We start from the raw sequence: 14,086 nt of genomic DNA, 5'->3' as shown, positions 1-14,086 counted from the left end.
AAAAATCTTTTTGGTATGAATATCGCTGTTTTTGTAATAAATCAAAAGATTTTTCAAAAATTTTTCTTTTTGAATAACGGGAGAGTATTATGGAAGAATTTTCAAAAACCAACGGCTTGACCTCTGCGCAGGTATCCGAAAGGATAGCGCAGGGAAAAGTCAACCAAACATCCACCCTGAAAACAAAATCATACAAGCGTATTTTTTACGATAACATCTGTACGCTTTTCAATTTGATTAACGTGATTTTGTTTGTACTTCTATTGCTTGTAGGTTCATATAAGAACCTGTTGTTTATCGGCGTAGTGTTCTTTAACACTATCATCGGTATAATTCAGGAAATTCGCTCAAAAATCAGCGTAGACAAGCTCACAATCCTCACCGAGAGCAAAGTCACCGTTGTCCGCGACGGCAAAGAAATAGAAATCAGCAAGGACGAAATCGTCCTCGATGATATTATTATATTATCGCGCGGTTGCCAAATTCCTGCCGACTGTGTTGTGGTTGACGGCGACTGTAAAGTAAATGAGAGCCTTCTGACAGGTGAATCCGATTTAATCCCCAAGAATACCGGCGACGAGCTATTATCGGGAAGCTTTATATCCGCAGGCAAGTGCTATGCTCAGGTTACTCATGTAGGCGCTGACTGCTACGCCGCTAAGATTAACAACGAAGCAAAGTATGTTAAGAAAAACGAATCACAAATTCTCAGTTCGTTTAAGTTTATAATTAAGCTCTGTACAATTATAATCGTTCCCTTAGGAATACTGCTGTTTGTCAGCAAGTTCTTTATCCACGGCGGTACAATCCAGAGCTCGGTTCTCAGCACCGTAGCCGCACTTGTAGGTATGATCCCTTCGGGTATGATTTTGCTCACCAGTACTGTTTTGGCGGTGTCTGTAGTCAAGCTCTCACGTCAAAAGGTGCTTGTTAACGAGATGTACTGTATTGAAACTCTCGCTCGTGTTGACGTAATCTGCCTTGATAAAACAGGTACATTAACCGCTGAGAGTATGAATGTAACCGATGTACTTACATTTGATAATTCCTTAGAAGAAATAAAATTAGCTTTATCCTCAATATACAGCGCGAGTGAGGACAAAAACGCCACTATCCAGGCGATTGGCGATTACATAGAGGGAACCAAGCCTGTAAGCAGTGAATTTTTCCACGGCTTTTCGTCAGAAACAAAATGGTCGGGCGGAAAGTTTTCAAACGGCAAAACATATGTTATCGGCGCTTCCGAGTTTGTATTTAAGGATAAAGAAAAGTATAAAGAAGTATTTGATAAGATTAACGAAATTAATGATACCGTGCGTATCTTAGCTCTTGCTGTTTCGAATAATGAAATCCAAAACGGCAAATTACCCGACGACTTAAAGCCGATGGCGCTTGTTCTTATCAAGGACAAGCTCAGAGATAACGTTCAGGACACCGTAAACTATTTTAAGGAGCAGGGAGTAACGCTTAAGGTTATCTCCGGCGACAGCATTAAGACCGTTAAGAACATCGCTAAGGACTGCGGAATCGAAGGCGCTGAACGCGCTGTTAATATGACCGAGGTCAAGACCAATGAAGAGCTTGAAAAGGTAGCGAAAACCTGCAACGTATTCGGCAGAGTTACGCCTGTTCAGAAAAAAAAGCTCGTCTTGGCTCTTAAAGCAAAAGGCCATAAGGTAGCTATGACAGGCGACGGCGTAAATGACGTACTCGCCCTTAAAGAGGCTGACTGTTCCGTTGCCATGGCTTCGGGAAGCGAGGCGGCACGCAACGTTTCTCAGCTTGTACTTACCGACAACGACTTTGCCGCAATGCCGAGAGTTGTCGCAGAGGGAAGACGTTCCATCAATAACTTAGAACGAAGCTCGTCGCTCTACCTCGTAAAGACAGTCTATTCAATCCTGCTCTCGATATTCTTCATTTTCGCGACAATGCAGTATCCTTTTGAGCCTATTCAGCTTACCCTTATCGGCGGTCTTACTATCGGTTTACCGTCATTTGTACTCGCGCTTCAGCCGAACAAAAACATCGTTAAGGGCAACTTTACATTTAATATTATTGCACGCGCACTGCCTGCGGCATTATGCGTTGCGCTTAATATTATTATTGCCGAAATATTCTGCAAAAACCTCGGAATTGAATTTGCCCAATTCTCGACAATTTCGGTTTATGTAACGGCGTTAACCTGCCTGTTGCTCGTTATCAGGCTTTCACTTCCGCTTAACGCATTAAGAGGCGCAATGCTGTTTGTAAGTATCGCAGGCATCACAATTGCGTTTACCTTCTTCGGCTGGCTCTTCTCATTGACAATGCTGAGCACAAACGCTATTATTCTGCTTGCGGTATTGGCGGCAGGAACAATTATTGTATTTAATATTCTGTATAATATTGCTTCAAAATTAATAGAAGAAAACAAAAACAAATCCTAATGATTATTAACACTCCAAAAGAAGTCAACACAATAATACAAAAACTAAATAACAGCGGTTTTGAAGCGTTTATCGTAGGCGGATGTGTACGCGACTGCATTATGGGCAACACTCCGCACGACTGGGATATCTGCACAAGCGCAAAGCCTGACCAAACTCAAGCTTGCTTTTGCGACTATAAGACTATTGATGTAGGCAAAAAGCACGGCACAATCGGCGTTGTTATGCACGGCGGAATTTACGAGATTACGACTTACCGCGTTGACGGCGAGTATGAGGACAACCGCCATCCGCAGAGCGTTGAGTTTACTTCAAATATCAACGACGATTTATCGCGCCGTGATTTTACGGTAAACGCTATGGCTTATAACGAAAAGGACGGTTTTGTCGATCCGTTTGGCGGCAGGGAAGATATCGCAAATAAGCTGATAAAATGCGTAGGAAATCCAACTGACCGTTTTAACGAGGATTCTCTGCGTATTTTACGCGGACTGCGCTTTGCTTCACGCTTTGATTTTGAGATTGAAGCAAACACCGCAAAGGCAATTCACGACTGTAAAAGCCTGCTTCACAACGTCGCCAATGAGCGTATTAGGGAAGAATTAATCGGCATACTCTGCGGTAAATCAGCCGAAAAAATCCTAAACGATTACCGCGATGTTATTGCCGGGATTATTCCCGAGATAACACCATGCTTTGACTTTGAGCAGCATACTCCGCACCACTGCTATGATGTATACAAGCATATCATTCACTCGGTTGGCGTAATCGAGCCCGAACCGCTTTTGAGGATGTCTATGCTGTTGCACGATATCGGCAAGCCGCAGGCTTGTACGACTGATATTAACGGCAGATGTCATTTTAAGGGACACCCGAAGATAAGCGCAGAGATGGCTGACGTGATATTAAAAAGGTTAAGGTTTTCAAACGCTTTTATCTCCGACTGCCTTAAGCTGATAATATATCACGATGTGCGTTTCAGCGGAAACAAAAAGACCGTAAAGCGTGTTCTCGGTAAGCTCGGCAAAGAGAATATAGAAAGGCTTTTCAAAATCCAGTACGCCGATACGATGTCACAGTCCGATTATAACAGAGAGCAAAAGCTTACTGACCTTAATACAGCCAAAGCTCATCTTGAAGAAATAATCAGGGATAATGAGTGTTTCAGCCTTAAGCAGCTTTCCGTTAACGGTAAGGATTTAATCGAGAACGGCATTACAGACGGCAGAGAAATCGGCGGAATATTAAATTATTTATTCGAAAAAGTGCTTAATAATGAGCTTGAAAACGACAAGCAGACCCTCATTAAAGCTGTAAATAATTACAAAAATAGAGCTGACGAATGAACGTCAGCTCTTAATGTATTTATATGAAAAGGTTTAAATTCTCGCAACGCCGCTTTCAACAGCAGCTTTCTTAACAGCCTCGGCGACAGCCTTGCCTACTCTCGGGTCAAAGGCGTGGGGGAGAATGTAGTCTGCGCTGAGCTTGTCGTCGTCAACGATAGACGCGAGCGCGTATGAAGCGGCAATCTTCATCTCTTCGTTAATATCGCTTGCTCTGCAGTCAAGCGCACCTCTGAAAATTCCGGGGAAAGCGAGCACGTTGTTAATCTGGTTCGGAAAATCACTTCTTCCTGTGCCCACAACAGCCGCACCGGCTTCCTTTGCAAGGTCGGGCATAATCTCGGGAGTGGGGTTAGCCATAGCGAAGATAATCGGATCTTTAGCCATAGTCTTGACCATATCCTGAGTAACACAGCCTGCGGCGGAAATACCGAGGAATACGTCGGCGCCTACCATAGCGTCGGCAAGCGAGCCTGTCTTGCGGCTGAGGTTAGTGATTTCTGCCATCTCCTGCTTAACAGGGTTAAGTCTTTCGTCGCCCTTGCAGATAATACCCTTGCTGTCGCACATTGTAACGTCCTTAACGCCCATATTCATAAGGTGCTTCGCAATCGCGATACCTGCCGCGCCTGCGCCGTTCATAACTACCTTTATATCCTCAATCTTCTTGCCGACAATCTTAAGCGCGTTAAGCAGTCCTGCGGCAACAATAACAGCAGTGCCGTGCTGGTCGTCGTGGAAAATCGGAATATCGCATATTTCCTTAAGTCTCTTTTCAATCTCAAAGCACCTCGGAGCGGAAATGTCCTCGAGGTTAATTCCGCCGAACGAGCCGCTAATCATATAAACTGTGTTTACAATCTCGTCAACGCTCTTGCTTCTTACGCAAATAGGGAAGGCGTCAACGTCACCGAACGCCTTAAACAGCGCGCATTTACCTTCCATAACAGGCATACCTGCCTCAGGACCGATATCTCCTAAGCCCAAAACAGCCGTACCGTCGGTGATAACCGCAACAAGGTTGTTTCTGCGTGTAAGCTCGTAGGATTTGTTATAGTCCTTCTGAATTTCAAGGCAAGGCTCTGCAACGCCGGGGGTGTAGGCAAGAGCCAAATCCTCGGATGAATTAATCGGAACGGTAGATACAACCTCAATCTTTCCGTTCCACTCGTAGTGCTTTTTAAGCGATTCCTGTCTTATATCCATAAAATTACTCCTTTCGTAAAATCTTATATATTATACCTCAAAAATGTTTTTTAATCAAGTATTTGACAACTTACGTAAAATGATTTATTATAATAACGCGAGTGCGCTGAACAGCCGCGGGCAGTGTTTGAAAAAACCTGTGCGAGGAAAGTCCGGGCTTCACAGAGCAAAAATAACGGCTAACGGCCGCCGGGGGCGACCCCAGGGATAGTGCAACAGAAAATTACCGCCGAATGTAATTCGGTAAGGATGGAAAGGTGAGGTAAGAGCTCACCGGAGGCTTGGAGACAAGCCTGCCGTGTAAACCCTATTTGAAGCAACACCGTGGTAGAACATTATTCGCTTGCTCGGCGAGTTCTTAGGAGGTGGCATCGAGCAGCAGGGGCAACCCTCTGCCAAGATAGATGGCTGTTCACGACAGAACCCGGCTTACAGGCGCAGTCGCAACTAATTAACCTGCTTTCCGGCAGGTTTTTTTACTTTATTCAACTTATTTAGTCATTTGTTAACAAATGATTAAAAAAGATTTAAAAATAGGTGACAAGCGGTTATTTATATGTTATAATAAGGACTAACGGATTTGTTTGTTTTAGGAGGATATTATGAATATCTATTCAATTACAAAAGCTGTTTCAAAGATAGGAGGAGGAGTATTTAAAATGAAAACAGGACATAAAATTTTTCTCGGCCTTGCTACCGCGGTAACTGCCGCAGCTGTAGGCTCGGCAATCGCAAAGTCAAATCAGGCAAAAAATCAGGAGAGAAGCGTTAAGAGCCTTGTGTTTGAGGACGCAGCAAAGGTTCTGCCTCTCACAGTAAAAAAGCCCGTTAATTTTGAAAAGGGACTTGAAGAAAGCTCAAAGCCGTTTATTTTTCCCGAGCAGGTAAAAAAGAATATGGGCTTTACCGAAATTGACTGGTTCACAGACGATACATTTGTATTAGAGCCTAAGAATAAGACATCCGACTGTATTCTTTTCTACATTCACGGCACAGACTTCTGGTCAAATCCCACCAGATTCCATTATTCGTTCTTTAAGAAGCTTACAAACAAGCTCGGCGCAAAGCTCGTTTTGCCTGTATATCCCAAGGCTCCCGCGCACACTGCTGTTGAAATTCAAAAAATGCTCCTCGACCGTTATATGTATTTAATTGAGGAAAATCAAATCCCTGCTGATAAAATCGTATTTATCGGTGACGGCGCAGGTGGCGGACTTGTACTTTCACTTTTGCAGAAGATTAAGTACCAGACACTGCCCATGCCCAAGCAGGCTTTCCTTATCTCACCGTGGCTTGACGTTACTAACAGCGATCCCAAAATTGCGGAAATTCAGCCGCAGGATAAGCTCCTCAACGCTGAGGTTCTCAAGGAAAAGGGCGAGCTCTACGCCGGCAACCTTGACCTTATGCACCCTGCTGTAAGCCCGATTTACGGCGACCTTACAGGTCTTTGCAAAATCACTGTATTTGCCGGTACAAGAGAAATTTTCTGCGCCGACGCTTATACTCTTCAGGAAATTGCTGACGAGTACGAGCTTGATATCGACGTAAATATCTACAAGAACCAGATGCACTTCTTTGTAGGCCTGCCGATTCCCGAGGCGGAGGAGGCGCTTGCGATTATGGCTTCCGAGCTCTACGGAGTTGAGGAATGTAAAAGCGACTGCGAAGAAGAAGCAGTTGCTGAAGATGAAGAAGCAATTCCCGACGAAGCAGAACCCGAGCAGACAGAAGAAGTAACTGCCGAGCCCGAAGCTATCGAGGAAGCTCCTGCTGAAGAAGTAAAAGAAGAAGTAACCGAAGTTACCGAAGAAAAAACTGAAGAATAAAAATTTACCGGAATTCGTTAGCGCGAGTTCCGGTTATTTTATTTGATGGGAGTTTACAACAAATTGTAAAAACTCTTGATTTAATATAAAGATTAGTTTATAATTATTTCATCAAAAATGTAAAGGAGTAAGTTATGCAAGGAAATGTACGTCCCGAAACAATGGAAAGGATTACAACTCCCGAGCTTGCCAACGTGTTTATCGACGAGCAGGTAAAGGAATTAAGAGAGCAAATCGGTGATAAAAAGGTGCTTTTGGCGCTTTCAGGCGGAGTAGACAGCTCGGTAGTAGCCGCTCTGCTAATTAAGGCTGTAGGACAGCAGCTTGTCTGCGTTCACGTAAACCACGGACTTCTCCGCAAGGGCGAGCCCGAGCAGGTAGTAGAGGTGTTCAAAAACCAGATGAACGCCAACCTTGTTTATGTTGACGCGGTTGACCGTTTTCTCGATAAGCTCGCAGGCGTTGAAGAGCCCGAGAAAAAGAGAAAGATTATCGGCGCTGAGTTCATCAGAGTATTCGAGGAAGAAGCTAGAAAGCTCGACGGCATTGAGTTTCTCGCTCAGGGCACAATCTATCCCGACATTCTCGAAAGCGACGGCGTAAAGGCTCATCACAATGTAGGCGGACTTCCCGAGGATTTGCAGTTTGAGCTTGTAGAGCCCGTTAAGCTTTTGTTTAAGGACGAGGTAAGAGTAGTCGGCAAGGCGCTCGGACTTCCCGATAATATGGTATTCCGCCAGCCATTCCCCGGCCCGGGACTCGGCGTTCGCTGCCTCGGCGCAATCACCCGCGATAGACTCGAAGCAGTAAGAGAGTCCGACGCAATTCTCCGCGAGGAATTCGCAAAGAACGGTCTTGAAGGCAAGGTATGGCAGTACTTTACCGCAGTGCCCAACTTTAAGTCGGTAGGAGTTAAGGACGGCAAGCGCACCTTCGCTTACCCTGTAATCATCCGCGCCGTAAATACCACCGACGCAATGACCGCAACCGTTGAGGATGTTCCCTTTGAGCTTTTACAGCACATCACAAAACGAATCACTACAGAGGTAGAAAACGTAAACCGCGTGCTCTATGACCTCACACCTAAGCCTTGCGCCACAATAGAATGGGAATAGTAATAAAAGTCAAAGAAATGGCTTAAACACTGACTTTTTGACACTTCAAAAGTCTGGTTGATACCGTTTTGATACTGTTTACTATTCTTTACAATAAAACAAGCAAGAGGAAACCCCTCTCGTTTGAACGCTTAGTTCATTCGAGAGGGGTTAGTTTTATTTGGATTTTATTAGTATCATTTCATTGCGGACTTTTTGACCTTTAGTTGTTAATCCCCAATACAATGCTTTTCTTTCATCACTCCAGGTTGATTTTACTAGATGAAGTTCTTTCAATTGATTTAATATCTTTTTAGGAATTTGTTCATCATCAAGATATATTGTTTGAGTTGAATCTACTAAATGACAAATGATAGTTGTTATTCTATTTTCTGTAATACTAACACCCATCATTTCTGTAGCAATTTTTTCAAAAATCTTTGTGAGTGCAAGCGTTTTGTTAGAACGTTTCTTTTCGTGCCTTGGAACTCCCGATAAAGAGGTTCCTATACGAATATAGTAGGTATATCCAATTGTATAGTTACAATCTTCAAAAGCTAAATCGTTATAAGATGTTAATTCTAAAATTTTTTCTTCAGCAGCATTTAAGCTATTCTCTAATTCTTGATTTTTCTCAGTTAATTCCATAATTTGCTTTCTAAGTGATGCCTCATCATAATCAACTGCTCTTTGCCAACCAGGGCGTTTAATCTCTCGTTTTGCTTGCATAATTGCAATAGCAACTTTTCCAGCTAAATCACCGCTGTCTGTCCATATACTCGCTAATCTATTATTTAATGCTTTCTCACGAAATTGAGTTAATTTTTCTATCCTGTTAGTTTCTGTTTCAATTTTATTGCTTGGTAATGTTATCGTGGTATCAATTGCAAACACAAGTACAGGAATACCTTTTCTTTTTGCATATTCATATTCCATTTCTGTATAGCTCTGATTTGTTGAAGGATTAATTGAACCGTATCTTCTTCCGATTATTAAAATATAGTAATCACATAAATCAATTACTTTCTTGATAACATTGAATTGTTCATCATCTGTTGCTACAAATGCTTCCATACCAGCAGGAATACAGTCCGCCATTAATAAAACATCCATAACTTTCCTTCGTTCTTCTATCAAATCAATATAGGTTGAGCTAATAAAAACTTGATACTTCTTAGATTCCATCTATTATCTTGCTCCCTTTGTATTCGGATAGTTGTATTTCCAATCGTCATACTCATCTTCGGAGATTTCATCATTCTTTAGCTTCTCAGCCTGATTACGCCAATCGTTGAGCATTTCAAACATAGTTATATAGTTTTTATTGTGCTTATCAAGCGTCAGGCAAAGCTCGCCGTCAATGGAATTGATTTTAATACCATAGGTATCTTCCAAAGCAAAAAGCGTATGAATCAATCCGAGATAAGTATCGGTTTCGGGTACATTCAAAGCATACGTTTTCACATTAAGCGCTTTTGCAATCGCTTCTACATAATTCGCCTTTGGGGTGCGAGTGCCGCTTTCATATTGAGCGATACGAATATCAGCCGTTCTGTCGTCAAAGCCGATAGCTTTTCCGAGTTCTTTCTGTGTCATACCACGCAGATTACGGATATAACGGATTCTTTCACCAATCGACATATTTAGACCTCTTTTCCTAAGAATGTAATAAGTATAACATATATGTTTAGTAAATGTCAATAGTTTCAAAGCAGAAAAGTTTAGTATTTTCTATGTTTTATCCACTTGCACTAATCTAATATGTTTAGTATAATAGAAATACACTAAACTAACAAGTTTAGTCAGGCGAGTGAACGCACTCCTGCCAAATGCGCCAAGACTTCAAACGGAACGAGCGCAGAAGTAGGAGGGATACTCCCCACCAGTCACAGTCCGAGCGTTAGAAGCGTCGCAGGCAATGAGGTGAGAGGCTCGGTAAGTTAATCCGGGGCTTTGTAAGTCAATTCTATAACTATAAATCAAAATAAGAAAGGGGGTTAAACCTATGACAGCAAACAAGAACGTGATTACCGCTGATGAAATCGCCGAGTGTCTCGGCGTATCAAAATCAAGTGCATATAAGATTATGCATACGCTCAACAAGGAATTGAAAGCCAAAGGCTTTTATACCGTAGCAGGCAAATTGAGCCGTCGGTATTTTGAGGAAAAATTCTATGGTGTTCAATCAGCCAAAGAAGGAGAGTGATATAAATGGCTGTTTATAAGAATAAATCAAACAACACTTGGTATGTGTCCGTCTATTACAAGAACTGGCAGGGCAGTACCGACCGAAAAGTTAAGCGAGGTTTCAAGACCAAACGTGAAGCGAGCGAGTGGGAACGAACATTTCTACTTCAAAGAAGCGATGACGTCGATATGACCTTCGGAGCGTTTTGGGAGCTTTACAAGGCGGATCTCAAAGAAAAAATCAGGGAGAACACTTGGAACACAAAGATATCCGTCATTGAGAAGAAGGTATTGCCTTATTTTCAAAACAAAAAACTCTGCGAAATCAAGCCGACAGATATTATGTCTTGGCAAAATGAAATGATGGGTTATCGTGATTCTGCAGGAAAACCGTACTCTAAAACCTATCTAAAGACGATTCATAATCAAATCAGCGCTATTTTTAACCACGCCGTTAAGTTCTACGACTTAAAGAGTAACCCTGCGGCTAAGGTTGGCAATATGGGTAAAGAGCAAACAAAGGAAATGCAGTTTTGGACTAAACCTGAATATCTGAAATTTGCAGAAGCGATAATGGACAAGCCGATTTCTTATTATGCTTTTGAAATCTTATATTGGTGTGGTTTGCGGTTAGGAGAGTTGTTAGCCTTAACATCTGCCGATCTGGATTTTGAAAAGCAGACGATAAGGATAAATAAATCATATCAGCGCATTAAGCAAAGGGATGTAATCACCGATCCGAAAACGCCAAAAAGTATCCGTACCGTCAGTATGCCTGACTTTCTCTCAGATGAGCTCCAAGACTATATCCGTTCCTTGTATAAGATTGGGAAGGACGACAGATTGTTTCCTATCACCAAAAGCTACCTTCATCGTGAAATGAAGCGTGGTTGTGAGGAATCGGGTGTAAAACGGATTCGTATACACGATTTACGTCATAGCCACGTTTCGCTTTTAATTGAAATGGGCTTTTCCGTTGTGGCAATCGCTGACAGAGTAGGTCACGAGAGTATCGACATTACTTATCGTTACGCTCATATGCTGCCGTCAGCGCAAAGTGATATGGCTAACAAATTGAATATTGAAAGGGGACTGCAAAATGTCAGCTAAAAATGTAGATCGACACAACCGTTTTAGAAATATCACCGTGGGATTTCGGGTATCACCCGAAGAACACAAGCAAATAAATATTGCAGTTGCGCTTTCAGGCTTACCAAAGCAGGAATATTGCTACCGCAAATGTCTTAATCGGGATATTGTTGTACAGGGTAATCCGAAAGTGTACAAGGCGCTGAAAACACAGCTCGCCTTAGTTCTGGATGAACTGAAGCGCATAGAAGCAGGAGCAGGCGTTGATGACGAGCTGCTCAACAATATCAGATTAATCACCGTTACTCTTAACGGAATGAAGGAGGAATGCGAATGGACGCCTTAAAAGAAATGACTGCCCTTAATACTTCTGTTGGCGCAGAAGCAGGACAGCCATTCACAAAATCTAACACCACTATTATAAACGATAACGATTCAGATTTCAATAGTTTTGATGAAATTAACGACCTTTGCGATATAGACGAATCGTATTTACACACGGTCTCGATGACCGAACTGTTTGACAGCGCCTATCAGAGCAAGCCGCCGATCATCGACGGCTTGCTCTACCGGGGAACATATCTTTTTGCCGGCTCGCCGAAGATTGGCAAGAGCTTTCTGATGGCACAGCTTGCCTACCACGTCAGCACAGGCACAAAGCTGTGGGGATTTGATGTACGGCAGGGTAAGGTGCTATACCTTGCTCTGGAGGACAACTATCCGAGATTACAGAAGCGGCTATATCGTATGTTCGGAACATCCGAAAATGAAAATCTGTTCTTTTCGGTATCAGCTCATCAGCTCGGCAATGGTTTGGACGAGCAGCTGGACGGCTTCTTACAGAAACACCCTGACACTTCGCTGGTGATTATCGACACCTTGCAAAAGGTCAGGGAGGTCGGCGGCGAGAATTACAGTTACGCCAACGACTATCAGATCATCACGAAGCTAAAGAGCTTCACGGACAGCCACAACATTTGTATGTTGGTTGTCCACCATACTCGCAAACAGATTGCTGACGATAAGTTCGATATGATTTCCGGCACTAACGGTTTGCTCGGCGCTGCGGACGGAGGGTTTGTTCTTTCCAAAGATAAGCGCACGAGCAACAACGCTACGCTTGAGGTATCCGGCAGAGATCAGCAAGACCAGCGTGTGTACTTGAAGAAGAATACGGAAACGCTGGTGTGGGAGCTTGACAAAATCGAAACAGAGCTTTGGAAAGCGCCACTTGAGCCGTTGCTCGACAGGATCGCCGAGAGGGTGACCGCCGACAATCCGCAATGGTGTGGTACGCCGACGGAGCTGTGTGAATATCTCGCCGTTAACATCAAGCCGAACGCTATCACACAAAAGCTGAATGTCAATGTCAACCGTCTGATGGACGAACACAAGATCGTCTACCACTACAAGCGCACTCACGAAGGGCGCAGAATCACGCTGACCTATGAGGGCGGCGTGTCAAAGCGTGACGGCTGTGACAGCAATTGTGGGGTGTGTGAAACACCGACACAGCTGACACGGACTGACACGCACTAAAGTTTAGGCGGGGTGCAGGGAGCCCTTTTCAAAGGGCTGCCCTTGCCCCTCGGAGAGCGCAAAACCTGCTCGCAGGTTGCATTTTTGATAGCCCTGCTGTCAAAAGTGCTTTTGCGTTACTCTTGGCAAGAGTAACAGAACCTGAGTAAGCAACTCAGTAAAAAGATAGCTGAATACAAATACAGATTTGAGGTAGATAAATGAAGAGAACGATTAGCGCAATGGTGGGTAAAGGCTCTGTCACGCACAACAGCCGCAGCTTCACAGCGGAGAACGTGGACAGCGAGCGTACCCATTTGAATATAGATTACTGCAACGAGCCAATCAAGAAAGTGTATCACGAAATGTTTGATGAAGCTCTGAAACAGTACAACGATAAACAGAAACGCAAGGACAGAAAAATTCCCGATTACTATAAGCATATCGAGTCCGGAAAGCAGGAAAAGCTGTTCCACGAGATCATTTTCCAAATCGGCAACAAGGAAGATATGTCGGCAACAGGCGAGTATGCCGAGCTTGCGAGGACGATCCTCGACGAATACTATCAGGGCTTCCAAGAACGAAATCCATATCTCAGAGTGTTCTCTGCTCACCTTCATATGGACGAAGCAACGCCGCATATCCATATAGATTTTGTACCGTTCACCACCGACAGCAAACGAGGTTTGGAAACACGAGTGTCGCTAAAACAGGCAATGCTCAATATGGGCTTCAAAGGCGAGGGAAAGAGCGACAACGAGCTGAATCGTTGGATACTTTCCGAAAAGAAAGTCCTCGCTCAGATTATGGAGCGGCACGGTATCGAGTGGGAACAGAAAGGTACCCACGAGCAGCACTTGTCCGTTCTTGATTACAAAAAGCAGGAACGAGCCAAAGAGGTTGCCGAGCTTGACAGGGAGATTGAAGAAAAGCAGTTGGAGGTCAAGGGGCTAAAAGCGACGGTTGAGAAAATCGAGGAAGCAAAGGAAATTCTCGGCGACGTAGAAAAGCAACTTGACGAAGATCCGCAACTGCAACTCCCGGAGCCGCAGAGCTTGATGTCGGCAAAGAGCTATAAGAAAAAGTTTGTTGATCCGTTAATAACTCGGCTGAAAAATCTTGTCCGAACTGTCCTTGCCAGAAGCTATAAGGGCTGGGAAAATTACCACCGTATCAATAATATGAATGGCAGATTGTACCGTGAGAACGAACATCTGAAATATGAAAATTCTAAGCTCAAAGAGATCAACGGTATGCTCCGAGAGCAGAATAAAGGCTACCGCCTGTTAGAAAAGGTTTTCGGTAAGCGCAAGCTCAATGAGATTATCGAGCAATCAAGAAGTATCAAAAAGTCAAAACAGCGTGACGCACGCTAATATATTATGAAA

The 14,086-nt window shown here is 43.5% G+C and carries 12 protein-coding genes and 1 other RNA gene; 10 read left to right on the top strand and 3 right to left on the bottom strand.

All coding sequences use genetic code 11. The annotated features are described in order from the left end of the window. Positions 1-89: 89 nt before the first annotated feature. Positions 90-2,429 (top strand): HAD-IC family P-type ATPase, encoded by a 2,340-nt coding sequence (locus AB1I50_RS01040; RefSeq protein ID WP_407724367.1) that lies wholly within the window; start codon positions 90-92, stop codon positions 2,427-2,429. Continuing rightward, a complete protein-coding gene (locus AB1I50_RS01035; RefSeq protein WP_407724366.1) occupies positions 2,429-3,775 on the top strand; it encodes a CCA tRNA nucleotidyltransferase in 1,347 nt (448 codons plus the stop codon). Before AB1I50_RS01040 ends, AB1I50_RS01035 begins: the two co-directional genes overlap by 1 nt. 33 nt (positions 3,776-3,808) lie before the next feature. On the opposite strand, the gene AB1I50_RS01030 is transcribed toward AB1I50_RS01035, so the two are convergent. Then, positions 3,809-4,981, bottom strand: a complete 1,173-nt coding sequence (locus AB1I50_RS01030) for an NAD(P)-dependent malic enzyme (RefSeq protein ID WP_407724365.1) — start codon at positions 4,979-4,981, stop codon at positions 3,809-3,811. Between the two features lie 98 nt (positions 4,982-5,079). On the opposite strand from AB1I50_RS01030, the gene rnpB reads away from it, so the two are divergent. From rnpB to guaA, 3 genes are all read left to right on the top strand, one after another. Further along, positions 5,080-5,429: RNase P RNA component class A (rnpB, locus tag AB1I50_RS01025), an RNA gene on the top strand. Positions 5,430-5,640: 211 nt separating this feature from the next. After that, positions 5,641-6,810 (top strand): alpha/beta hydrolase fold domain-containing protein, encoded by a 1,170-nt coding sequence (locus tag AB1I50_RS01020; RefSeq protein WP_407724364.1) that lies wholly within the window; start codon positions 5,641-5,643, stop codon positions 6,808-6,810. A gap of 161 nt (positions 6,811-6,971) precedes the next feature. Continuing rightward, complete coding sequence (gene guaA, locus AB1I50_RS01015) at positions 6,972-7,925, top strand: glutamine-hydrolyzing GMP synthase (protein WP_407725303.1); 954 nt, start codon at positions 6,972-6,974, stop codon at positions 7,923-7,925. Between the two features lie 156 nt (positions 7,926-8,081). Here guaA and AB1I50_RS01010 read toward each other — a convergent pair whose 3' ends face one another. Beyond that, positions 8,082-9,089: a DUF4062 domain-containing protein gene (locus AB1I50_RS01010; protein ID WP_407724363.1), complete on the bottom strand. Its 1,008-nt coding sequence runs from the start codon at positions 9,087-9,089 to the stop codon at positions 8,082-8,084. A 3-nt stretch (positions 9,090-9,092) separates the two neighbouring features. Continuing rightward, positions 9,093-9,545 (bottom strand): helix-turn-helix domain-containing protein, encoded by a 453-nt coding sequence (locus AB1I50_RS01005; RefSeq protein ID WP_407724362.1) that lies wholly within the window; start codon positions 9,543-9,545, stop codon positions 9,093-9,095. A gap of 364 nt (positions 9,546-9,909) precedes the next feature. Between AB1I50_RS01005 and AB1I50_RS01000 the strand changes: the two genes are divergently transcribed. The 5 genes from AB1I50_RS01000 to AB1I50_RS00980 all read left to right on the top strand — a co-directional run bounded on the left by AB1I50_RS01000 (position 9,910) and on the right by AB1I50_RS00980 (position 14,074). Then, positions 9,910-10,110, top strand: a complete 201-nt coding sequence (locus AB1I50_RS01000) for an HTH domain-containing protein (RefSeq protein ID WP_330054349.1) — start codon at positions 9,910-9,912, stop codon at positions 10,108-10,110. 5 nt (positions 10,111-10,115) lie between these two features. After that, a complete protein-coding gene (locus tag AB1I50_RS00995; RefSeq protein ID WP_407724361.1) occupies positions 10,116-11,201 on the top strand; it encodes a site-specific integrase in 1,086 nt (361 codons plus the stop codon). Beyond that, positions 11,191-11,526: a plasmid mobilization protein gene (locus tag AB1I50_RS00990; RefSeq protein ID WP_407724360.1), complete on the top strand. Its 336-nt coding sequence runs from the start codon at positions 11,191-11,193 to the stop codon at positions 11,524-11,526. The genes AB1I50_RS00995 and AB1I50_RS00990 overlap by 11 nt, the downstream gene beginning before the upstream one ends. After that, the gene (locus AB1I50_RS00985; protein WP_407724359.1) at positions 11,514-12,719 is read left to right on the top strand and encodes a helicase RepA family protein; all 1,206 of its coding nucleotides are present in this window, start codon (positions 11,514-11,516) and stop codon (positions 12,717-12,719) included. Before AB1I50_RS00990 ends, AB1I50_RS00985 begins: the two co-directional genes overlap by 13 nt. 221 nt (positions 12,720-12,940) lie before the next feature. Continuing rightward, positions 12,941-14,074, top strand: coding sequence for a plasmid recombination protein (locus AB1I50_RS00980; protein ID WP_407725302.1), 1,134 nt, complete (start codon positions 12,941-12,943; stop codon positions 14,072-14,074). Positions 14,075-14,086 lie beyond the last annotated feature (12 nt).

The organism is Ruminococcus sp. NATIVEDY161 (assembly GCF_045819895.1).
In the GTDB taxonomy this organism is placed as follows: Bacteria; Bacillota; Clostridia; order Oscillospirales; family Acutalibacteraceae; genus Ruminococcoides.
Note: the sequence above shows the minus strand (reverse complement) of the source record. Positions and strands in the feature narration are given on the sequence as shown.